Origin of the sequence: Halobacillus litoralis (assembly GCF_009856355.1) — a bacterium.
Taxonomy (GTDB): domain Bacteria; phylum Bacillota; class Bacilli; order Bacillales; family Halobacillaceae; genus Halobacillus; species Halobacillus litoralis_B.
In genome coordinates this window covers 96,396-118,026 of the sequence record NZ_WMEW01000004.1, presented here as the reverse complement: position 1 = coordinate 118,026, position 21,631 = coordinate 96,396, and the positions used below count along the sequence as shown (strand labels likewise).

Genomic DNA, 21,631 nt, shown 5'->3' with positions numbered 1-21,631 from the left:
GTGAATGAAAGATTGTGAAGATACAGGAGGATGACTATGTTCCTCAAACAGTTGGATACTATAGGATTTAAATCGTTTGCCGACAGGGTGACCGTTGATTTCGTTTCAGGCGTTACATCTGTGGTCGGACCGAACGGCAGTGGGAAAAGTAACATAACAGACGCCATCCGCTGGGTGCTTGGAGAGCAGTCGGCCCGTTCCCTGCGCGGTGCGAAGATGGAAGATATTATATTTGCAGGAAGTGAGTCGCGCTCCGCCCTGAATATGGCAGAAGTGACGCTCACGCTCGATAACGAAGACCAGACCCTCCCCCTGGACTATCAGGAAATCAGTGTAACCAGGAGAGTGTACCGGTCTGGTGAGAGTGAATTTTATATCAATAATCAAACATGTCGATTGAAGGATATTATCGATTTATTCATGGATTCAGGCCTTGGGAGAGAAGCTTTTTCGATTATCAGTCAAGGGAAAGTCGAGGAAATTCTGAGCTCGAAGGCTGAAGAGCGCCGTACGATTTTTGAAGAAGCGGCAGGTGTCCTGAAGTATAAACAACGGAAGAAAAAAGCCGAATATAAACTCGCGGAAACACAGGAGAATTTAAACCGTGTGGAAGACATTATCCATGAAATAGACGGGCAGCTGGAGCCGTTAAAAGAACAGGCGGCCGTTGCAGAAGACTATTTGGAAAAAAAGGATGAGTTAAAGAACATCGAAATCTCGCTTTTAATTACGCAGATTGAAGGCCTCCATAAGGATTGGCAGGTCGTTCTGAAAGAGCTCGAAGAAGTCAAAAGCGGGGAAGCGGAGTTGAAGGCAGAGATTGCTGCCCGTCAGGAATCGGTAGAGGTGAAACGGAGCCGCATTCAACAGCTGGATGATTCCCTGGAAAATCTGCAGGAGAAACTTGTAGAACTGACAAGGGAGCTTGAAAATCTGGAAGGCAAAAAGCAGTTGATGAAAGAACGTCATAAACATTTCGAAGAGAACAAATCAAAACTCGAGGAAGCCTATGAGGAACTTTCAAATAAACTCGAAACGCTTAAGACAGTGACATCAGAAGAAACCTCCAAATTAGAGGAGGCCAGGGAAAAACGCCGGGAGTCCAAACGTGAGCTCAAGGAGACGAATCAGGCGCTCAATCAGGATCTTCAACAGATGGAAGAGCAGATTGAAGACTTGAAAAGTGATTATATCGAACTTTTAAACAAGCAGGCGGCTAAACGAAATGAAAAACATCTGTTGGAAAAACAGCTTTCTGAACTGCATACCAAAAAAGATGTCCAGAGCGGGAAATTCCAAGGGCTGAGAGAAGAGAGGGAAACCCTGGAGGCTGACCGCCGCCGAATAACTGCAGAACTTGAACAACTGACGTCAGAACGTAAAGAGCTCGAAACCAGTCTGCAGGAGGCAGCAGCGGCTCTTGATGAAAATAAGAAGACCTATCAGGAATGGCAGGAAAAACTGTATAAAGGGTACCAGTATCTCGAAAAGATGCGTTCCAAGAAGGAAATGCTGGAGGATATGAAAGAAGACTTTTCCGGCTACTTCCAGGGGGTGCGGGAAGTTTTGAAAGCCCGGCAGAATGGACGCCTCTCCGGTATTGAAGGGGCCGTGCTTGAGTTGATTGACATTCCGTCCGCGTACATGACAGCCATTGAGACAGCCCTCGGTGCCCAGGCGCAGCACATTGTTGTCCAGGATGAAAAAGCTGGGAGACAGGCGATCCACTGGTTGAAAACCCAGCACAAGGGGCGTGCGACCTTCCTTCCGCTTTCTTCCATCCAGCCCCGTTCTGTCACCGGTGCCGGTTCGCTGAACCAACAGGATGGTTACGTAGGAGTCGCGGCTGAACTGATTGATGTGCCGGATGCCTACGCAAAAGCGGTGCAGCACCTGCTTGGCCATATCGTAGTGGCAGAAACGCTGGAGCACGCCAATGCGATTGCCCGGGTATTAAATCGTAAGTACCGTGTAGTCACTCTCGAAGGGGATGTTGTCAATCCCGGAGGTTCCATGACAGGCGGTGCGAAAAAACAGTCCGGTCAGTCGCTGTTCACCCGGGAGAAGGAACTTCAGGAAACCACAGAAAAAATAAGAGATTACGAGAAAAAGCTGCAGGATGTTGAGCAGAAGGTGATGCAGCTGAAGCAGAGCTTAAGTGAACAGGAACAAGCGAAAGAATCCTATGCAGAAAAGCTCTCTCTCATAAAAAACAAGGAATATGAAAAACAGTCCGATGCGAGGGAAAATGAAGTGAAGCTGAACCATGTTAACAGCCAGCTTCATCTTTACGATCAGGATCAAGCTCAATTTGATCAGGATCGAACGCAGGCGGACGACAGACTTCAATCCCTTACAGAAACTCTGGCCGATCTGGAAGAAGAACTTGCCTCGACCCAGCAGCGGATTGAAGACCTGACGGCTGCAAAGGACAGACAAAAGGAAGATGAGGATGCCCTGCAGCAGCGGCGCCAGGAGCTGCAGATCAAGCTTGCGGAACAGGAATCGGCTGTTCATAACCAACAGGAAAAGGTCAGCCGTTACGAAGAGGAAAAAGCGTTGATCGAGCAGGAACTTCGCGGGAATAAAGCTTCCTATCAGCAGCTGATGGAAGTCGTGGAGTCCAACCAAACCGAAGAAGAGTTAACAGAGCTGATCAAGAACGCAGGACAGGAGAAAGCAGCTGCTTCAGAAGACATTCAGTCTCTCCGCAAAGAACGGTCGGATATCAGCGGGGATGTGCAGAAAGAGGACGAATCTCTAAAGGAGCACAACCGCCTGCACCAAAACTACCTGCAGGATATTCAGCAGAAGGAAGTAAAAGCCAACCGTCTGGACGTAGAGCTTGATAACCTTCTCACGTACCTGCAGGAGGAATACGTGATGACATTTGAAAAGGCGAAACGGGATTACGATACCGTAGTGGATGTCGATCAGGCTGCAACGAAAGTGAAGCTGATTAAACGGTCGATTGAAGAACTTGGCACGGTGAACCTTGGAGCCATCGATGAATATGAGCGTATTAAAGAGCGGTATGAGTTTTTGAAAGGCCAGCAGGACGACTTGCTGGAAGCTAAAACAACCCTTCATCACGTCATTAACGAAATGGATGGGGAGATGAAGCGGAAATTCGAAGATACCTTCACGAAAATCCGTGCGGAATTTAATGAAGTCTTCCGTACGCTCTTCGGAGGCGGCCGTGCTGATCTTCAGCTGACCGATCCTGGGAACATGCTGGAAACCGGTGTGGATATCGTTGCTCAACCGCCCGGCAAAAAACTCCAGAACCTAAGTCTTTTATCCGGCGGTGAAAGAGCATTGACAGCTATTGCTCTCCTGTTTTCCATCTTGAGAGTCCGGCCGGTGCCGTTCTGTGTCCTGGATGAAGTGGAAGCGGCTCTTGATGAAGCCAATGTGGACCGGTTTGCCCGGTTCCTGAAAGAGTTCAGCCGAAACACGCAGTTTATCGTCATTACCCACCGGAAGGGAACGATGGAGGAGTCGGATGTGCTGTATGGAGTGACGATGCAGGAATCCGGTGTTTCCAGACTGGTTTCCGTCCGTTTGGAAGAAACACCTGAATTATTGGAAGCATAGAAAGGAAGATTGGATGAGTTTTTTCAAGAAGCTGAAAGATAAATTCGTAAAAGGACAGGATGTGGAGGAAGAAGGGAAGGGTCCTGCGGTTGATGAACAGGCAGAAGAAGATGGCTCTGTTCCTTCAGACCATTCGGATGAGGAGGTTTCGCCGGAAGTCTCCACATCTCTCCCGGAAAACGAGGAGCCGCCCATGACCGAGGAACCTGCTGCGGAAGAAGCGGTTGATTCTGATGTATCCGGGACAGAAGAGGACGATAAGGAAGAGGAAGTGGAATCCGAAGCCGGGATTCATGGGGAAGACGAAGCGGACGACAGCATACCGGCAGCAGTAGAGGGCGAGGTACAGGAAGAGGATGAGGATGAGAAAGAAACCATCGCTTCCAAGTTCAAAAAAGGACTGGCCAAAACGAGAAATTCCTTCTCAAGTAAAATCAATGACCTTGTTGCCCGCTATCGTACCGTCGATGAGGATTTCTTTGAAGAACTGGAAGAAGTGCTGATTTCAGCTGACGTCGGAGTCACGACCGTCATGGAAATGATTGAAGAACTTGAGATGGAAGTGAAACGCCGAAACGTCCAGGACCCTCAGAAAGTCAAGGAAATCATTTCCGAAAAACTGGTAGACATTTATTATGGAGATGAGGATGCCGGGGAAGTAGAAGGCCTGGCGGAAAACCCGGATGGTCTGACGGTGTACCTGTTTGTCGGAGTCAACGGTGTTGGGAAAACGACTACCATCGGGAAACTCGCCCACCGTTTGAAATCCGAAGGGAAGAATGTCACGCTTGCTGCCGGTGACACATTTAGAGCCGGTGCAATTGAACAGCTGGAAGAGTGGGGGAACAGAGTGGGAGTCAACGTTACCAAACATTCGGAAGGCAGTGACCCGGCTGCGGTGGTTTACGATGGCATCAAGGCGGCTAAATCACGCGGCGCGGATGTGTTGATTTGTGATACGGCCGGCCGCCTGCAGAATAAAGTCAATCTAATGAACGAACTCTCCAAGGTGAAGCGGGTCATTGAACGGGAGGTTCCTGGTGCCCCTCACGAGGTTCTGCTCGTTCTGGATGCAACAACCGGTCAGAATGCCATGAGTCAGGCAAAAACTTTCGCAGAAGTAACAGATGTATCAGGGATTGTCTTGTCGAAGCTTGATGGAACAGCGAAAGGCGGTATTGTTCTGGCTATCCGGAATGAACTGGAAATCCCGGTGAAGCTCGTGGGGCTCGGGGAGAAAGTGACCGATCTGGAAACGTTTGATGCCCACGCCTTTGTATATGGCTTGTTCGCAGAAATGATTGAGGAGTATGAAGAGGAATAAGAAAATACGTTGTATACCTTGACACACAGGGACATGCCCGTTAATATTTATGTGTAAAGGTATTTCACTTAACAAGGAGTGCTTCAAGCGTGCTTGAAAAGACGACAAGGATCAATTACCTATTCGATTTCTACCAATCGTTGCTGACTCCTAAACAGAGAAATTATATGGAGTTGTATTATCTCGAAGATTATTCTCTTGGTGAAATATCCGAGACCTTTGATGTATCCCGTCAAGCGGTGTATGATAATATCCGCCGGACGGAAACCATGCTTGAAGAATATGAAAAAAAGCTTCATTTATATGAAAAATTCCAAAAACGCCAGCAGGTGATAGCGGAAATGGAAGCAGCTGTTGACAAACAGGAGCTTCCCAGGCATACTGCCGTCTGGCTCGAACAACTACAAGATTTAGAATAGGAGGGTTTCTTCGATGGCATTTGAAGGTTTATCCGACCGTTTGCAGGAAACGATTAAAAAAATCAAAGGCAAAGGGAAGGTAACCGAACAAGACGTAAAAGAGATGACGCGGGAAGTCCGTCTCGCCCTCCTCGAGGCCGATGTTAACTTCAAAGTAGTGAAGGATTTTGTCAAACGCATTCGTGAACGGGCTGTCGGCCAGGAAGTTATGGATAGTCTGACCCCGGGCCAGCAGGTCATCAAGGTCGTGAAAGAAGAGCTGACTGAGCTTATGGGCGGCAATGAGAGCAAAATTGCCGTGGCCAAGCGCCCGCCAACCGTCATTATGATGGTCGGTCTCCAGGGGGCCGGTAAAACGACGACGACGGGAAAGCTGGCCAACCTTCTCCGGAAGAGTTACAACCGCAATCCGATGCTGGCAGCCGCCGACGTCTATCGTCCAGCCGCCATCCAACAGCTGGAAACGCTCGGTAAACAGTTGAGTATGCCGGTTCATGCGGAGGGAACAGATGCGGACCCCGTAGATATTGCACGCAATGCGGTGGCCAGAGCGAAAGAAGAACATCATGATTATGTTCTGATTGATACCGCCGGTCGGCTTCATATCGACGGTGATCTGATGGGAGAACTGCAGCAGATTAAAGATGCGGTCAACCCGGATGAAATCTTCCTTGTGGTCGACTCCATGACGGGACAGGATGCGGTCAACGTAGCGGAAAGCTTTGATGAACAGCTGGATGTCAGCGGTGTCCTGTTGACGAAGCTTGATGGGGACACCCGCGGCGGTGCTGCTCTGTCTATTAAGGCTGTAACTGGTAAACCGATCAAATTTGCGGGTATGGGAGAAAAGCTGGATCAGCTTGAAGTTTTCCACCCGGAACGTATGGCCTCCCGTATTCTCGGTATGGGAGATGTCCTTACTCTAATTGAGAAGGCTCAGACCCAGGTCGATGAGAAACAGGCCAAAGAGCTGGAATCGAAAATGAGGAACGCTTCTTTCACGTTCGAGGATTTCCTTGAGCAGATGGAGCAGGTGAAAAACATGGGGCCGCTGGACGAGATCCTGAACATGATACCCGGGGCCAACAAGATGAAGGGGCTGCAGAATGTTTCCTTTGACGACAAGCAGATCGTCCATGTTGAAGCAATTATTCAGTCTATGACCAAGCATGAGCGTCAGGATCCATCATTGATGAATGCGGGACGTAAAAAACGGATCGCCAAAGGGTCAGGTACCTCTGTTTCAGAAGTGAACCGTCTTTTGAAACAGTTTGAAGAAATGAAGAAAATGATGAAGCAGATGAGCAATACCAAAGGGAAAAAAGGCCGCGGAATGAAATTTCCGTTTATGTAATGGAAAAAACCTTTACACACCCTTGAAGTTCTGCTAAAATCTAATTCTGTGTGAAACAATTAATTAAAGAAATTTTGGAGGTTGTTAAATATGGCAGTAAAAATTCGCCTAAAACGTATGGGATCTAAGCGTAACCCATTTTATCGTGTAGTAGTTGCAGACTCTCGCTCTCCTCGTGATGGCCGCATCATCGAGCAGATTGGAACATATAACCCGGTTGTTAACCCAGTTGAGGTTAAAATCGATGCTGATAAAGCAATCGACTGGATGTCCAACGGTGCGAAGCCGAGCGATACAGTGCGTAACCTATTCTCTAACGAAGGCATCATGAAGCAGTTCCACGATAAGAAAAACCAATAATAAATTAGTGGTGATATCATGAAAGCCTTAATCGAAACGATCGTCACTCCGCTTGTCGATCATCCTGATGACATCAAGGTGGATGTGAAAGAAGAAGAGCACAAAACGGTGTATCATCTTTCCGTCCATCCGGATGATGTCGGGAAGGTGATCGGAAAAAACGGGCGGATTGCGAAAGCGATTCGAACTGTCGTGTATGCGGCAGGCTCTGATTCTGATAAAAGAATCTATTTGGATATCATGTAAGAAGGGAGAGGGAAAACCTTTCCCTTTTTTACTATGTAATCTTTATGATAGAGAGGCGGTCAGAGAATGCAGATCATCAGAAAAGTACCTGTCAAACAAGTCCTGACAGATTCCAGCCGGGCCGAGCTTAAGGAGCGGTTCAGTCAGAGGGAGCGCCAGCTTGACGAAGAATGCCGGCAGCTTGCTTTTGAACAGAAAAAACTGGAGCGCAAACCCGGCGTATCCAAACAGGAAGTAGAGCGGAGGTTTTCCCGCGAAATCAGCCGCAGGAAAGATCAGCTCAGGTGGATAGAGTACCAGCGGAAACAGCTCGATATCCTTCCGGATGGAAGTGAGCTGGAGACGGATGAAGTCGATACTCTGATCACGATTGAAGAAGGTGACAGGTGGGAGGATATTGTCCAGGACCGCCAGATTGTCATTAAGGATGGAAAAGTCATACGAGCGAGGTAATAACATGGATAGACAAATGTTTAATGTCGGAAAAATTATTAACACACACGGCATAAAAGGAGAAGTTAAAGTTCATCGGATCACGGATTTCGAGGAACGCTTCCAACCCGGGCAGCTTTTGTATTGGGTGGATGATAAAAAGGAAACAAAGACTTTGGTCGTCCGCAGTCATCGGATCCATAAAGGATTCGACCTGATCAGTTTTGAGGATCTACCATCTATCAATGATGTCGAACCACTGAAGAATGTAACCCTGATGGTTTCCGAAGAAGAACAGGAAGAGCTCGGCGATCATGAATTTTATTTTCATGAGGTTATCGGATGTACTGTCTACCTTGAATCAGGCGAGGAACTCGGTGTGATAAAAGAGATTTTGACGCCGGGAGCGAACGACGTGTGGGTCGTTAAACGGAAGGGAAGCAAAGATCTTTTAATCCCATATATAGAACCGGTTGTAAAAAAGGTGGACCCAATGGAAAAAACCATCATCATCGATCCAATAGAAGGGCTGCTGGACTGATATGCATATTGATATTTTAACGCTGTTTCCAGAGATGTTTGAAGGTGTCCTGCAGAATTCTATTATGAAAAGGGCTCGTGAGCAGCAGGCTTTTTCATACGATTATATCAATTTCCGTGATTACACAACGAGCAAGCATAATAAGGTGGATGACTATCCTTACGGGGGCGGGGCAGGGCTCGTTCTTTCCCCGCAGCCGATTTTCGACAGCATTGAAGCCATCCAGGAAAAGGCAGAGAAGCAGCCGCGTGTCGTCCTGCTCTGCCCACAGGGGGAACCTTACAATCAGCAGAAAGCGGAAGAACTTTCCGAGGAGGACCATCTCGTATTTATCTGTGGACATTATGAAGGGTACGATGAACGCATCCGCCAGGAGCTCGTGACCGATGAAATTTCTATCGGGGATTATGTGCTCACAGGTGGTGAACTCGGGGCCATGGTCGTCATTGACTCTGTTGTCCGTCTGCTGCCGGGAGTGCTGGGAAATGAACAGTCCGCTCCGATGGACTCGTTTTCCAACGGGCTGCTTGAGCATCCTCATTACACGCGCCCCGCGGATTTCCGTGGGATGAAGGTCCCCGATGTCCTTCTCTCCGGTAATCACGCTAAAATTGACGAGTGGAGACACAAAGAGTCTTTAAAACGGACCTTTGAACGCAGACCAGATCTTTTAGAGAAGAAAGAGCTGTCGGATAAGGAAAAAACATGGCTGGATGAGTGGGAAAAATAACGGATACCGGTTGAAGTTTTTTGGCCCGTATGGTATATTAAATTTTGTGCTTAAACGATCGGTTTAAGTGGAAAACGATGTTCCGCTGCCTCTTAGAAGACAAGAGCATTAGTTAAAAAGGAGTGAAGATCATGCAACAGTTGATTCATGACATTACAAAAGAACAGCTTCGTACAGATCACCCTGACTTCCGTCCTGGTGACACTGTCAAAGTACACGTGAAGGTTGTCGAAGGCACCCGTGAGCGTATCCAGGTATTCGAAGGTGTTGTTATTAAACGTCAGAACGGTGGAATCAGCGAAACATTCACAGTTCGTAAGATTACTTACGGCACTGGTGTTGAGCGTACATTCCCAGTTCATTCACCACGTATTGCTAAAATCGAACGTTCCCGTCGTGGTAAAGTACGCCGTGCGAAACTTTACTATCTACGTAACCTTCGTGGTAAAGCAGCACGTATTAAAGAAATTATCTAAACCGGTGAAAAGGAGCTTGCGTATGCCAAGCTCCTTTTTTCTACTTTATAATATGTTTCAGCTGTTATACGATGAAAACAGTGAAAAGGAACGTCATAAGACAGGGAAGTGGGGAAATGAAGCAACAATGGTTGGATTGGATCAAAGCATTTGCCATCGCTGCTGTCCTGGCAGTGATTGTGCGGGTGTTTATATTTGCGCCGGTTGTCGTTGAAGGACCGTCTATGCTTACGACACTTCACAGTGGAGATCATCTCATTGTGAGTAAGCTTCATAAACGTCTGACTTCTCCTGATCGGTTTGATGTGGTCGTTTTTCATGCAACAGAACAGAAAGATTACATAAAACGGGTCATCGGTGTCCCAGGGGATCACATCGCCTATGAAAATGATCAGTTATATGTGAATGGCGAACGGGTGGAGGAACCGTTTCTGGAAGAAAGAAAGGCACAGCTTCCGGAGGACGGAATACTGACCAGCGACTTCAGAATGGAAGAGGACATTCCAGGCGGTTTTGAGGAAGTCCCTGACGGCCATGTCTTTGTGCTGGGGGATAACCGGGACAATTCCACAGACAGCCGTGTCCTCGGCATGATACCTGAGGAGCAGCTGGTTGGGGAGGCTGTTTTATCCTACTGGCCGCTTGATCGTATCCGTATCGTTAATTAGGAGGATTTATATGACAATACAATGGTTTCCCGGGCACATGGCCAAAGCCAAACGGGAAGTAGCAGAAAAACTTAAACTCGTTGACTTTGTCATCGAACTTGTCGATGCACGAGCCCCTTTATCTTCACAAAACCCCATGCTTCACGGGATTCTCCAGGAAAAGCCGAAGATGGTTGTGCTTATGAAAAAGGATCTGGCAGACCCTGGCGTGACAGAACAGTGGATTGAATATTTCCAAAATCGGAATATTCCAGCTGTGGCTATTGAAGCCAACCAGAAGCAGGATGTCCAGCGGGTGATTCAGAAAGCCAAAGCACTCGGGAAAGAAAAAATAGATAAACTTGTAGCCAAAGGGATCCGCCCAAGAGCATCAAGAGCGATGATCATCGGAATTCCGAACGTCGGGAAATCCACACTGATCAACCGTCTCGTGAATAAAAGAGCTGCTAAAACCGGGGATAAGCCGGGGGTGACGACGAAACAGCAGTGGATTAAAGTGAAGAAAGAATTTGAACTGCTCGATACGCCGGGAATTCTCTGGCCGAAGTTTGAAGAAGAAGAAGTCGGGTACCGTCTCGCGTCTATCGGGACGATCAAGGACCAGATTCTGCCTAAAGAAGATGTGGCCGCCTATGTTCTTGATTTCCTAAGCCGGGAATACCCACGTCTGCTTGAAGAACGATTCGGCCTGGAGCAGGTTGATGACATGATGGAAGTTTTCGAGCATATCGGGAAAAAACGGGGCTGTCTGGAAAGCGGAGGCCATGTGAATTTTGAAAAGGTGTCCGATATCATTCTTCAGGATCTGCGGACAGGGAAACTGGGCTTGATCAGTCTGGAAACACCTGAATAAAGCAGAAAGGAGCGCTGCAGGCCCGTGCCTGGGGGCGCTCTTTTTTTTGATTTAAACCGCATCACGAACCACCGACAATAGAGAAACGGAGTGTCAGTAATGTCCAAGCGCACAATCAATGAAATTAAAGCCATGCTGCAAGCACAGAAGCCTACAGAGGGGGAATGGGAGGAACTGACCGGAGATACGCGTAAAGGCGTACAGAAGCTTTTAAAGCAGTATACAGACAGGCAGAAGAAAAAAGAAGCTCTTCGAAACCAGTATGAAGACATGCTGGAATTTGAAAAAGAGGCCTGGCAAAGAGGCCGTACCTATGTATGCGGCATCGATGAAGCAGGAAGAGGTCCGCTCGCAGGACCGGTGGTTGCAGGAGCTGTCGTCCTCCCTGATGATTATTATCTGGAGGGGCTTTATGATTCCAAGCAGCTGTCAGAAGCAAAGCGGGCATGGTATTATGAACAAATTACGAAAGATGCCGACTGGGCAGCCGGAATTGTGTCCAGCAGGGAAATTGACCAGCTCAATATCTACCAGGCATCCAGGCTTGCTATGAAACGCGCTGTATCCCGGTTGAATCAGCAGCCCGATCATCTGCTTGTCGATGCGATGACGCTTGGGGAAGGGTGGAGTGAAACGAAGCTGATCAAAGGGGACCAGCGGAGTGTATCCATCGCTGCTGCCAGTATTATCGCTAAGGTGACACGGGACCGTATGATGGCCGATCTTGATGAAGTATATCCAGGCTATCAGTTTAAGTCCAATCAGGGTTACGGTACGAAAGACCATCTCCACGCGCTTGAAACCTATGGCGTCACCCCCGTACACCGAAAAACCTTTGCCCCCGTTAAAAATATGATGTAGCAGATAAATAGAGCGTCTGTGTATGAGAATACCTCACTGAAACGGGTCAGGAGAAGGGATGCGGAATGCTTCTCTCCTTCTGACCCGTTTTGTTTACATAAGATAATTTTTGTTAATCTATTGAATTTTTCGACAGATATCACGCTTTTTATGGACAATTGACAGCGTTTTTTTATACAATGTACTTGCAGTGAAAATTGATGGGAGGATGAAACATGAACATTCATGAGTACCAAGGAAAACAAATCATGCGTGATTTTGGCGTTTCTGTGCCAAATGGCTACGTAGCTTATACAGTCGATGAAGCTGTTGAGGCAGCAGAGAAGCTCGGCAGCAGCGTGACTGTTGTAAAAGCGCAGATCCATGCAGGTGGGCGTGGAAAAGCGGGCGGAGTTAAAATCGCCAAAAATCTTGATGAAGTACGTACATATGCCGATGAAATACTAGGTTCAACGCTTGTCACCCATCAGACTGGACCGGAAGGCAAAGAAGTTAAGCGCTTACTCATCGAGGAAGGATGCGACATTCAAAGTGAATATTATGTCGGCCTTGTTCTTGACCGTGCTACAAGCCGGGTGACTATGATGGCTTCTGAAGAGGGTGGTACCGAGATTGAGGAAGTGGCAGCTGAAACTCCGGAAAAAATCTTCAAAGAAGTGATTGATCCGGTTACCGGGCTGACACCTTTCCAGGCCAGACGTCTTGCTTTTAATATCAATATTCCTAAAGAAGCCCTCGGTAAAGCTGTCAAGTTCATGCTTGGCTTGTATGATGTGTTTGTGAAGAAGGATTGTTCCGTAGCTGAAATCAATCCCTTAGTCACTACAGGGGACGGTAATGTTCTTGCGCTGGATTCAAAATTGAATTTTGACGACAACGCCCTGTTCCGTCAAAAGGATATTATGGAGCTTCGTGATCTGGATGAAGAAGACCCGAAAGAGGTGGAAGCGTCCAAATATGACCTCAGCTACATCGCCCTTGATGGAAACATCGGCTGTATGGTTAACGGAGCCGGGCTGGCGATGGCTACGATGGACACGATTAAGCATTACAGCGGAGACCCGGCCAACTTCCTTGATGTTGGCGGCGGTGCAACAACCGAGAAAGTTACAGAAGCTTTCAAAATTATTTTATCCGATGATAACGTAAAAGGGATTTTCGTTAACATTTTCGGCGGTATTATGAAATGTGATGTCATTGCCGAAGGTGTCGTTGAAGCGACGAAGCAGATCGGCTTGACGCTTCCTCTTGTCGTACGTCTGGAAGGAACCAACGTCGAGGACGGGAAGAAAATCCTGGATGAATCCGGTTTGAATATTACTTCTGCTGATTCCATGGCAGAAGGTGCACAAAAAATCGTGGAACTAGTGAAGTAGGAAAGGCGGGGAATGAGATGAGTGTTTTTATTAACAAGGATACTAAAGTGATTGTTCAAGGAATTACGGGATCAACAGCCTTGTTTCACACCAAGCAGATGGTGGAATACGGCACGCAGATTGTCGGTGGTGTAACACCAGGAAAAGGCGGCACAGAAGTTGAAGGCATTCCTGTATTCAACACCGTATCGGAAGCGGTGGAAAAAACAGGTGCCAACGCTTCGGTCATCTACGTACCTGCCCCATTTGCTGCAGATGCGATCATGGAAGCAACTGATGCAGAAATGGACCTGGCGATCTGTATCACTGAACACATTCCTGTTCTGGATATGATTAAAGTGAAACGGTATATGGAAGACAAGAAAACGCGTCTTGTCGGACCGAACTGTCCTGGTGTCATTACGCCGGATGAGTGTAAAATCGGCATCATGCCTGGTTATATCCATAAGAAAGGCCATGTAGGGGTTGTATCCCGATCCGGTACGTTGACATATGAAGCTGTACATCAATTGTCTGAGGCAGGTCTCGGACAGTCCACTGCCGTTGGAATCGGCGGCGACCCTGTAAACGGAACCGATTTTATTGACGTCTTAAAAGCATTTAACGAGGACGATGATACGGAAGCCGTCATTATGATTGGTGAAATCGGCGGTACTGCTGAAGAAGAAGCGGCTGAATGGGTGAAAGCCAATATGAACAAGCCTGTTGTCGGCTTCATCGGAGGAAGAACAGCTCCTCCAGGGAAGCGTATGGGACACGCAGGCGCCATCATCTCCGGTGGTAAAGGTACAGCGGATGAGAAGATCCGTGTCATGAACGAATGCGGGATTCAAGTGGCTGAAACGCCATCTGTGATGGGAGAAACCCTTATTGAAGTGTTGAAAAATGAAAATCTTTTCGACAAATGTAAAACCCATTAATGAGTAGTGTGAAAGGAGGCCGTATCGTTATAGATGCGGTCTCCTTATCATGAAATCTATCATAAACGAGGTGCTGTATGAACTCTAAACGAACCAGACTGATCGGCCTTCACAGCCTTTCGGTTTTAAGCCGAGCACGATTAAGAAAGTTGTTAATATCTGACCCGGATCTTGATTTCCTCACCCATCTTTCCCCGGAACAATTCGCTCTTCTAACTCAAATCCCCATCCGCACTTCCCGCATGGTTTATCAAAGGCTGAAAGACCCTAATATAATGAAGAAACTCGACAATAATCTTCGACGATATACAATATTCACGTGGTTTGATGAATGTTATCCATCTATGCTCCGGACCATTCCCGACCCTCCTCTCGTATTGTATATCGAAGGTGACCCAGACATACTCTCCGCCCCTTTTTCCCTCAGCGTCATCGGCACAAGAAAGCCGTCCTCCTATGCGTATCCCGCTATGAAAAAGGTGCTCCGTCCACTCATCCACCATGGGGCCCTGATCGTCAGTGGAATGGCTTACGGGATCGATCAATATGCGCATACGCTTGCGGTTCAAAATGGAGGAAAGACAGCAGCCGTGCTTGGATCAGGTTTCGAGCATATTTACCCTTCCAACAACCTTTCCCTGTATAAACAGATGACTGATCATCATATAGTCATTAGTGAATACCCTCCCCATATGCCGCCGAAGAAATATCACTTTCCTGAACGGAACCGGCTCATATCCGGTTTGAGCCCGGCCACATTTGTTATTGAAGCGAAAATGAAAAGCGGAACGATGATTACCGTCGACCAGGCTCTGGAACAGGGGAGGAGTGTGTACGCCCTTCCCGGACCGGCGGGAAGCCTTACGAGTGAAGGGTGCCACCACCTTATTAATGAAGGGGCCAAGCTTGTTCATACGTATCATGATATAGCCGAGGACTGGTTTGAAAAATTTGAATAATCGATGACAAAGGTGGTACAGTACTAAGAAGAATTGGTCGTTATTCCCTGTTAAAGAGAGAAGACGCGTTTGACAAACGGTTTCATTGTATTTAATAATAGGGAAGATTTATTTTATGTAAAATTTATAGAGAAAACACCTCTATGGGAGGAACCTGTATGGCAGATTATCTTGTAATAGTGGAATCACCTGCAAAAGCAAAAACAATCGAACGATATCTTGGAAAAAAATATAAAGTTAAAGCTTCCCTCGGGCATGTCCGTGACCTTCCAAAGAGTCAAATGGGTGTGGATGTCGAGCATGAATTTGAACCAAAGTATATTACGATACGAGGCAAGGGCCCTGTTTTAAAAGAGTTGAAGACGGCCGCTAAGAAGGCCAAGAAAGTCTACCTCGCAGCCGACCCCGACCGTGAAGGGGAAGCCATTGCCTGGCACCTGGCCCACAGTCTGGACATTGATGACAAGTCCAAATGCCGTGTCGTATTTAATGAAATTACAAAAGAAGCAATCAAAGATTCCTTTAAACAGCCGCGGAGCATCGATTCCGACCTGGTGGACGCACAGCAGGCCAGGCGGATCCTCGACCGGCTTGTCGGGTACAATATCAGTCCGATTCTATGGAAAAAAGTTAAAAAAGGGCTGAGTGCCGGACGCGTCCAATCTGTTGCTGTGAAAATCATTATTGACCGTGAAAATGAGATTAAAAAATTCCAGCCGGAAGAATACTGGACGATTGAAGCTGATTTCCTGAAGGATAAAGAGCCCTTCGAAGGATCCTTTTACGGAGTGGATGGGAAAAAGCAGGAGCTGAAAACGCAGCAGGATGTTGAAGCGGTCCAATCCCGTCTCAACGGAAAAGACTTTACTGTAGACAAAGTAAATAAGCGGGAAAGACGCCGGAATCCTTCGCTGCCTTTTACAACATCCTCTCTCCAGCAGGAAGCAGCGAGGAAACTCAACTTCAGAGCAAAGAAGACAATGATGATTGCTCAGCAGCTTTATGAAGGGATTGACCTCGGCGGTAAACAGGGAATCACCGGTTTGATTACGTATATGCGTACCGACTCTACGCGGCTTTCCAATTCCGCAAAGGATGATGCGAAACAATACGTGGAGAACAATTTCGGTAAAGAGTTTCTAGGTGCCGGTAAAACTGCTAAAAAGCAGGAAGGGGCCCAGGATGCCCACGAGGCAATCCGCCCGACAGGAGCTGACAGAGATCCTAAAGCGATGAAGAGTATCCTGTCCAGAGACCAGTACCGCCTTTACAAACTGATCTGGGACCGTTTTATTGCCAGTCAGATGGCACCAGCCGTCCTTGACACGATGACGGTGCATATGACTAATGAAGGAGTGGAGTTCCGTGCAACGGGCTCTGAGGTCAAGTTCAAAGGTTTCATGAAAGTCTACGTAGAAGGCAATGATGACAACAAGAAGGAAAAGGATAAGCTGCTCCCTCATCTTGAGGAAGGTATGACCGTTAAAGCAGAGGAGATCAAACCGAACCAGCACTTTACGCAGCCGCCTCCACGCTACACCGAAGCGCGCCTGGTCAAAACTCTGGAGGAACTGGGGATTGGACGTCCTTCCACCTATGCACCCACCCTGGACACGATCCAGCGCCGTGGATACGTGGCTTTGGACAATAAACGCTTTGTTCCTACTGAACTTGGCGAGATCGTCCTGGATCAGCTGAGAGAGTATTTCCCGGAAATCATTGACGCTGCATTCACAAAGGAAATGGAAGATGACCTGGATGCGATCGAAGAAGGGAAAGAGGAATGGGTCAACATCATCAGCCATTTCTATGAAGGTTTCCAGCCCAGATTGGAAAAAGCCGAGAAAGAAATGGAAGAAGTGGAAATTAAAGATGAGCCCGCCGGCATTGATTGTGAGAAATGCGGCCATGAGATGGTTTATAAGATGGGGCGCTACGGAAAGTTTCTCGCCTGCTCCAACTTCCCGGACTGCCGGAATACAAAGCCGATTTTGAAAAAGGTCGGAGTGACTTGTCCGAAGTGTAAGGACGGAGAAGTAGTAGAAAGGAAGAGTAAGAAGAACCGTAAGTTCTTTGGATGTGAAAATTATCCGGACTGCGACTTCATTTCCTGGGATAAACCGATCAGCCGTCCATGTCCGAAATGTGAATCACTGCTTGTAGAGAAGAAAGTCAAGAAGGGCACCCAGATTCAATGTACCAGCTGTGATTATAAAGAAGAGCCGCAGGCCTGAGTCCTGTTATATTTTGAAGAGCCTATGACTATCCTTTTAGTTATAGGCTCTTTCCAATTATTTTAATTGACACGGGTGCAGTTGGACGCTATAATTACGCTTTGGTAAGGCTACATACTTGACAGCGCAGGTAACTGTGAGCGGATTCCAGCTGGATAGGCTGTAATCATTTCCAAATAATTGTTTAGACTTGGAAACAATTCAGAATTTTGTTACATTTTAATTAAATCCATTGTTTATGTGTTCAATGGTGTGATAAAATTTAATCGCCTTTGTGAGGTGAAGAGACTCATGCAGTCCTTTAAAGAATCTTTTATGGAATATCTTCAGATTGAAAAGAATGCTTCCCCTTTGACGATCAAACATTACGCCAGGGATATTGATGAATTCTATGCCTTTCTTACGGCAGAAGGCACAGCCATTGAAAGCTGTGATTACTCCACTGTCCGGGTGTTTTTGACGAGGCAGTATGAGGCGGGCTACGCGAGAAAGACTGTGTCCAGAAAAGTGTCCAGTCTCCGCAGCTTTTTCAGGTACTTGGAAAGGGAGAAGTGGCTGGACAGCAATCCGTTTGCCAATGTGTCTCTTCCTAAGGCGGAAGCCCCCATTCCTAATTTCTTTTATGAACAGGAGCTGGATCAGCTTTTTCAAGTCAGTGATCTGACAGATCCACTCGGTCAAAGAAATCAGGCCCTGCTCGAATTGTTGTATGGAACAGGAATTCGTGTGAGTGAATGTGTCCAGTTGAAAACGGGGGATCTGGATTTTTCCCTGAATACAGCTCTGGTGCTCGGGAAAGGGAGAAAGGAGCGGTACGTTCCGTTTGGAAGATCAGCTTCAACAGCACTTCGAAAGTATATGGAAGACGGCCGCCTGATTTTATCGGCTAAACAAAAGGAGCCGGTCAAAACATTGTTTCTCAATGCCCGCGGGGGACCGCTGACGGCTGATGGAATTCGATTGATTTTAAATAAAATGGTGAAGGAAGCTGCGTTAACTGTGGACGTCCACCCTCATAAACTCCGGCATACATTTGCTACACATATGCTGAATGAGGGGGCCGATATGAGGTCCGTACAGGAACTGCTCGGCCATGAACATCTATCCTCTACGCAGATTTATACGCATGTAACCAAGGATCGACTGAGAAATGTATATATGAACAGCCATCCAAGAGCGAATAAGAGGTGAATCACATGGATCAGCAATTTCACGCAACGACAATTTTCGCCGTCCAGCATAATGGAAAATCAGCCATGAGCGGGGACGGACAAGTGACATTAGGAAATCAGGTAGTCATGAAGCATACAGCAAAGAAAGTAAGAAGACTGTTTAACGATCAGGTGCTCGCTGGTTTCGCTGGATCTGTAGCAGATGCTTTTACACTCTTTGAGAAGTTTGAAGGCAAGCTGGAAAGCTACGACGGTAATCTGGCAAGAGCTTCTGTGGAACTGGCCAAGGAGTGGCGCAGTGACCAGGTGTTAAGGAAGCTTGAAGCTATGCTGATTGTGATGGATAAGGAAAAAATGTTTCTCGTTTCCGGAACAGGGGAAGTCATTGAACCAGATGACGGTATACTGGCAATTGGATCCGGCGGCAATTTTGCTCTTAGTGCCGGCCGCGCATTGAAAAGGTACTCCCCGGACCAGTCCGCTCCGGATATCGCCAGGGCTGCACTTGAAATTGCCGGCGAAATCTGTGTGTTTACGAATGATCAGATTGTTTTGGAAGTTCTTGAATAAGGAGGGCCAGGGATGTCTATAGAGTTAACCCCTAAACAAATTGTTGAAAAACTGGATCAATACATTATTGGACAGGACAGTGCCAAGCGCTCTGTGGCCATTGCGCTTAGGAACCGTTACCGCCGTATGCAGCTGACCGATGAGCTGAAGGATGAAATTGTTCCTAAGAACATTCTGATGATGGGCCCGACAGGCGTAGGTAAAACAGAAATTGCCCGCAGGCTGGCCAAACTTACAGGCGCTCCTTTCGTAAAAGTAGAGGCTACTAAATTCACGGAAGTCGGCTATGTCGGCCGTGACGTTGAATCCATGGTTCGTGACCTCGTAGAGATGGCTGTCCGTATGGTTAAGGAAGAGAAGATGGAAGCCGTCAAGGACCGTGCAGAAGAACAGGCGAATAAAAGACTTGTAAAGCTCCTCGTTCCATCTAAGAAGAAGCAGAACAATAATTTTAAGAATCCTTTCGAAATGCTGTTCAACCAGAACGGTCAACAGGACAACCAAACGGATGAGTCTCAGGAAGAAGCCGAAATCGAAACCAAACGGAGCCGCATCCGCCATCAGCTGGATATGGGGGAACTGGAGGACCGCATGGTGACGGTGGAGGTGGAAGAGTCCCAGTCCTCAATGTTTGATATGCTCCAAGGGTCAGGTATGGAACAGATGGGGATGAACATGCAGGATGCATTCAGTCAGTTCATGCCGAAGAAAAAGAAAAAGCGCCGTCTGGCTGTATCAGAAGCCCGGAAGGTATTGACCCAGGAAGAAGCAGGGAAGCTTGTGGATATGGATGAAGTCGGACAGGAAGCGGTTTATAAAGTAGAGCAGTCCGGCATGATCTTTATTGATGAGATTGATAAAGTCGCAGCTAAGGGAGAAAATCAGGGGAACGTCTCCAGAGAAGGTGTACAGCGTGATATTCTTCCGATTGTAGAAGGTTCTACGATTGTAACGAAATATGGACCTGTAGCGACAGATCATATTCTCTTCATAGCAGCCGGGGCCTTTCATATGGCCAAACCCTCTGACCTGATTCCTGAACTCCAAGGCCGCTTTCCGATCCGCGTGGAACTCAATAAGCTCAGTGTTGCAGATTTCAAGCGTATATTAATGGAGCCGTCCAATGCGCTTTTAAAACAATATATAGCTTTACTTGAAATTGAAGGTATAAAGGTTGAATTTTCTGACGATGCTGTTACCAGACTCGCAGAAATCGCTCATGAAGTGAATCAGGAAACAGATAATATCGGCGCCCGCAGACTTCATACCATTCTTGAGAAACTGCTTGAGGATCTATCGTTTGAAGCTCCGGATGTCATGATGGAAACCATCGAGATTACACCGCAGTATGTAGACAGTAAATTATCATCAATTGTTAAAAACAAAGATCTCAGCCGATTCATTTTGTAAGAGAGATCAACAAGGAGGAAATGCACATGAAACTACTAGATCGTGCACGTAAGATCAACGCAATGCTGCAGAAAACAACAGGAAAGTCCGTCGACTTCAATGATATGTCCGCAACGATGCGTGATGTTATTGAAGCGAACACATTCGTATTAAGCCGCCGCGGAAAGCTGCTCGGCTTTGCCATTAATCAGGAAATTGAGAATGAGCGTATGAAGGCCATGCTATCCGATCGTCAATTCCCTCAGGAGTATACACAGAGTCTGTTCAATATTCAGGAAACGACAGCTGATATTGACATCGACAGTGAATATACTGCCTTCCCTATTGAGAACCGTGATTTGTTTGAAAACGGTTTGACAACCATCGTTCCGATCATCGGAGGCGGACAACGCCTGGGGACATTGATTCTCAGCCGTTTAAACGGAAATTTCAATGATGATGACCTGCTTCTTGCCGAATATGGGGCAACGGTTGTTGGCATGGAGATTCTTCATGAGAAGACAGAGGAAATCGAACAGGAAGCGCGAAGCAAAGCGGTTGTTCAAATGGCCATCAGCTCCCTGTCCTACAGTGAACTGGAAGCCATTGAGCATATCTTTGATGAACTGGAAGGCAATGAGGGGCTTCTCGTTGCAAGTAAGATTGCTGACCGCGTAGGGATTACCCGTTCTGTAATCGTTAACGCTCTTCGTAAACTGGAAAGTGCCGGCGTGATCGAGTCCCGTTCCCTCGGTATGAAGGGGACATATATCAAAGTGCTTAACAACAATTTCTTAGTAGAGCTTCAGAAGCTCCGGACAAATTAAAAAAAAGCAGGCCGAGAGCTTGCTCAGGCTGTCGAGACTTTCTCGACAGCCTTTTTCTTTTCCAATCTCTTTTATTTTTCACCGTCCGTGGAAAGGGAATTGGCTTTCGATCCTGGCGGGAAGAAAAAAGCTTGTAAAGAAACAAGGGTTTCTCTATAAGCTTTTTTCTTTTTAAATTCTTCTATCCCATGTTCTTCCTGCTGGGTGGATTATTTTTTATTTCATTAGAAATCCACACTATTCGACACCTTTTTATGCCATAATGTTCATTATAAGAGTCTATTCGACTGCAATTCCATTTAAAGTTATTTATATAGGTTCAA

At 47.0% G+C, this 21,631-nt stretch carries 21 protein-coding genes; all 21 read left to right on the top strand.

All coding sequences use genetic code 11. From position 1 onward, the window contains the following. Window positions 1–36: 36 nt before the first annotated feature. The 21 genes from smc (at window position 37) to codY (ending at window position 21,308) form a co-directional block, all read left to right on the top strand. Window positions 37–3,597 carry a chromosome segregation protein SMC gene (gene smc, locus GLV97_RS08010; RefSeq protein ID WP_160889463.1) on the top strand — a complete coding sequence of 1,187 codons (3,561 nt, stop codon included), beginning with the start codon at window positions 37–39 and terminating at the stop codon, window positions 3,595–3,597. A gap of 13 nt (window positions 3,598–3,610) precedes the next feature. Continuing rightward, window positions 3,611–4,921: a signal recognition particle-docking protein FtsY gene (ftsY, locus tag GLV97_RS08005; protein ID WP_160889462.1), complete on the top strand. Its 1,311-nt coding sequence runs from the start codon at window positions 3,611–3,613 to the stop codon at window positions 4,919–4,921. 89 nt (window positions 4,922–5,010) lie between these two features. Continuing rightward, entirely contained in the window at window positions 5,011–5,340 is a 330-nt protein-coding gene (locus tag GLV97_RS08000) for a putative DNA-binding protein (RefSeq protein WP_160889461.1), read from the top strand. A 13-nt stretch (window positions 5,341–5,353) separates the two neighbouring features. Further along, window positions 5,354–6,694, top strand: a complete 1,341-nt coding sequence (ffh, locus tag GLV97_RS07995) for a signal recognition particle protein (RefSeq protein WP_160835582.1) — start codon at window positions 5,354–5,356, stop codon at window positions 6,692–6,694. Between the two features lie 90 nt (window positions 6,695–6,784). Further along, window positions 6,785–7,054, top strand: coding sequence for a 30S ribosomal protein S16 (rpsP, locus tag GLV97_RS07990; RefSeq protein ID WP_160835583.1), 270 nt, complete (start codon window positions 6,785–6,787; stop codon window positions 7,052–7,054). Between the two features lie 18 nt (window positions 7,055–7,072). After that, a complete protein-coding gene (locus tag GLV97_RS07985) occupies window positions 7,073–7,300 on the top strand; it encodes a KH domain-containing protein (RefSeq protein WP_160835584.1) in 228 nt (75 codons plus the stop codon). A gap of 66 nt (window positions 7,301–7,366) precedes the next feature. Next, window positions 7,367–7,753: a YlqD family protein gene (locus GLV97_RS07980; RefSeq protein WP_160835585.1), complete on the top strand. Its 387-nt coding sequence runs from the start codon at window positions 7,367–7,369 to the stop codon at window positions 7,751–7,753. 4 nt (window positions 7,754–7,757) lie between these two features. Beyond that, window positions 7,758–8,273 carry a ribosome maturation factor RimM gene (gene rimM, locus GLV97_RS07975; RefSeq protein ID WP_160835586.1) on the top strand — a complete coding sequence of 172 codons (516 nt, stop codon included), beginning with the start codon at window positions 7,758–7,760 and terminating at the stop codon, window positions 8,271–8,273. 1 nt (window position 8,274) lies between these two features. Next, window positions 8,275–9,003 (top strand): tRNA (guanosine(37)-N1)-methyltransferase TrmD, encoded by a 729-nt coding sequence (gene trmD, locus GLV97_RS07970; protein ID WP_160835587.1) that lies wholly within the window; start codon window positions 8,275–8,277, stop codon window positions 9,001–9,003. 131 nt (window positions 9,004–9,134) lie between these two features. Continuing rightward, window positions 9,135–9,479, top strand: a complete 345-nt coding sequence (gene rplS / locus GLV97_RS07965; protein WP_027954188.1) for a 50S ribosomal protein L19 — start codon at window positions 9,135–9,137, stop codon at window positions 9,477–9,479. A 116-nt stretch (window positions 9,480–9,595) separates the two neighbouring features. Continuing rightward, a complete protein-coding gene (lepB, locus tag GLV97_RS07960; RefSeq protein WP_160835588.1) occupies window positions 9,596–10,147 on the top strand; it encodes a signal peptidase I in 552 nt (183 codons plus the stop codon). A gap of 10 nt (window positions 10,148–10,157) precedes the next feature. Beyond that, window positions 10,158–11,000 carry a ribosome biogenesis GTPase YlqF gene (gene ylqF, locus GLV97_RS07955; RefSeq protein WP_160840243.1) on the top strand — a complete coding sequence of 281 codons (843 nt, stop codon included), beginning with the start codon at window positions 10,158–10,160 and terminating at the stop codon, window positions 10,998–11,000. Window positions 11,001–11,099: 99 nt separating this feature from the next. Further along, entirely contained in the window at window positions 11,100–11,861 is a 762-nt protein-coding gene (locus tag GLV97_RS07950) for a ribonuclease HII (protein WP_160889460.1), read from the top strand. Between the two features lie 215 nt (window positions 11,862–12,076). Further along, entirely contained in the window at window positions 12,077–13,237 is a 1,161-nt protein-coding gene (sucC, locus tag GLV97_RS07945; RefSeq protein ID WP_160835591.1) for an ADP-forming succinate--CoA ligase subunit beta, read from the top strand. Between the two features lie 17 nt (window positions 13,238–13,254). Further along, window positions 13,255–14,157, top strand: a complete 903-nt coding sequence (gene sucD / locus GLV97_RS07940) for a succinate--CoA ligase subunit alpha (RefSeq protein WP_160835592.1) — start codon at window positions 13,255–13,257, stop codon at window positions 14,155–14,157. A 77-nt stretch (window positions 14,158–14,234) separates the two neighbouring features. Further along, window positions 14,235–15,116, top strand: coding sequence for a DNA-processing protein DprA (gene dprA / locus GLV97_RS07935; protein WP_160840245.1), 882 nt, complete (start codon window positions 14,235–14,237; stop codon window positions 15,114–15,116). A gap of 158 nt (window positions 15,117–15,274) precedes the next feature. Then, window positions 15,275–17,350: a type I DNA topoisomerase gene (gene topA / locus GLV97_RS07930; protein WP_160889459.1), complete on the top strand. Its 2,076-nt coding sequence runs from the start codon at window positions 15,275–15,277 to the stop codon at window positions 17,348–17,350. A gap of 291 nt (window positions 17,351–17,641) precedes the next feature. Further along, a complete protein-coding gene (gene xerC / locus GLV97_RS07925) occupies window positions 17,642–18,541 on the top strand; it encodes a tyrosine recombinase XerC (RefSeq protein ID WP_160835595.1) in 900 nt (299 codons plus the stop codon). Between the two features lie 5 nt (window positions 18,542–18,546). Continuing rightward, window positions 18,547–19,092 carry an ATP-dependent protease subunit HslV gene (hslV, locus tag GLV97_RS07920; protein ID WP_160840247.1) on the top strand — a complete coding sequence of 182 codons (546 nt, stop codon included), beginning with the start codon at window positions 18,547–18,549 and terminating at the stop codon, window positions 19,090–19,092. Between the two features lie 12 nt (window positions 19,093–19,104). Beyond that, entirely contained in the window at window positions 19,105–20,502 is a 1,398-nt protein-coding gene (gene hslU / locus GLV97_RS07915) for an HslU--HslV peptidase ATPase subunit (protein WP_160835597.1), read from the top strand. A gap of 26 nt (window positions 20,503–20,528) precedes the next feature. Continuing rightward, a complete protein-coding gene (gene codY / locus GLV97_RS07910; RefSeq protein ID WP_160835598.1) occupies window positions 20,529–21,308 on the top strand; it encodes a GTP-sensing pleiotropic transcriptional regulator CodY in 780 nt (259 codons plus the stop codon). The last annotated feature ends 323 nt before the right edge of the window (window positions 21,309–21,631 follow it).

Bases quoted from the DNA above. Each gene is read 5' to 3' on its own strand.
- lepB (WP_160835588.1), top strand. From the start codon at position 9,596: ATGAAGCAACAATGGTTGGATTGGATCAAAGCATTTGCCATCGCTGCT.
- GLV97_RS07980 (WP_160835585.1), top strand. From the start codon at position 7,367: ATGCAGATCATCAGAAAAGTACCTGTCAAACAAGTCCTGACAGATTCC.
- sucC (WP_160835591.1), top strand. From the start codon at position 12,077: ATGAACATTCATGAGTACCAAGGAAAACAAATCATGCGTGATTTTGGC.
- GLV97_RS07985 (WP_160835584.1), top strand. From the start codon at position 7,073: ATGAAAGCCTTAATCGAAACGATCGTCACTCCGCTTGTCGATCATCCT.
- xerC (WP_160835595.1), top strand. From the start codon at position 17,642: ATGCAGTCCTTTAAAGAATCTTTTATGGAATATCTTCAGATTGAAAAG.
- rimM (WP_160835586.1), top strand. From the start codon at position 7,758: ATGGATAGACAAATGTTTAATGTCGGAAAAATTATTAACACACACGGC.
- trmD (WP_160835587.1), top strand. From the start codon at position 8,275: ATGCATATTGATATTTTAACGCTGTTTCCAGAGATGTTTGAAGGTGTC.
- topA (WP_160889459.1), top strand. From the start codon at position 15,275: ATGGCAGATTATCTTGTAATAGTGGAATCACCTGCAAAAGCAAAAACA.
- ffh (WP_160835582.1), top strand. From the start codon at position 5,354: ATGGCATTTGAAGGTTTATCCGACCGTTTGCAGGAAACGATTAAAAAA.
- hslV (WP_160840247.1), top strand. From the start codon at position 18,547: ATGGATCAGCAATTTCACGCAACGACAATTTTCGCCGTCCAGCATAAT.
- codY (WP_160835598.1), top strand. From the start codon at position 20,529: ATGAAACTACTAGATCGTGCACGTAAGATCAACGCAATGCTGCAGAAA.
- sucD (WP_160835592.1), top strand. From the start codon at position 13,255: ATGAGTGTTTTTATTAACAAGGATACTAAAGTGATTGTTCAAGGAATT.
- rpsP (WP_160835583.1), top strand. From the start codon at position 6,785: ATGGCAGTAAAAATTCGCCTAAAACGTATGGGATCTAAGCGTAACCCA.
- dprA (WP_160840245.1), top strand. From the start codon at position 14,235: ATGAACTCTAAACGAACCAGACTGATCGGCCTTCACAGCCTTTCGGTT.
- ylqF (WP_160840243.1), top strand. From the start codon at position 10,158: ATGACAATACAATGGTTTCCCGGGCACATGGCCAAAGCCAAACGGGAA.
- hslU (WP_160835597.1), top strand. From the start codon at position 19,105: ATGTCTATAGAGTTAACCCCTAAACAAATTGTTGAAAAACTGGATCAA.
- GLV97_RS07950 (WP_160889460.1), top strand. From the start codon at position 11,100: ATGTCCAAGCGCACAATCAATGAAATTAAAGCCATGCTGCAAGCACAG.
- smc (WP_160889463.1), top strand. From the start codon at position 37: ATGTTCCTCAAACAGTTGGATACTATAGGATTTAAATCGTTTGCCGAC.
- ftsY (WP_160889462.1), top strand. From the start codon at position 3,611: ATGAGTTTTTTCAAGAAGCTGAAAGATAAATTCGTAAAAGGACAGGAT.
- rplS (WP_027954188.1), top strand. From the start codon at position 9,135: ATGCAACAGTTGATTCATGACATTACAAAAGAACAGCTTCGTACAGAT.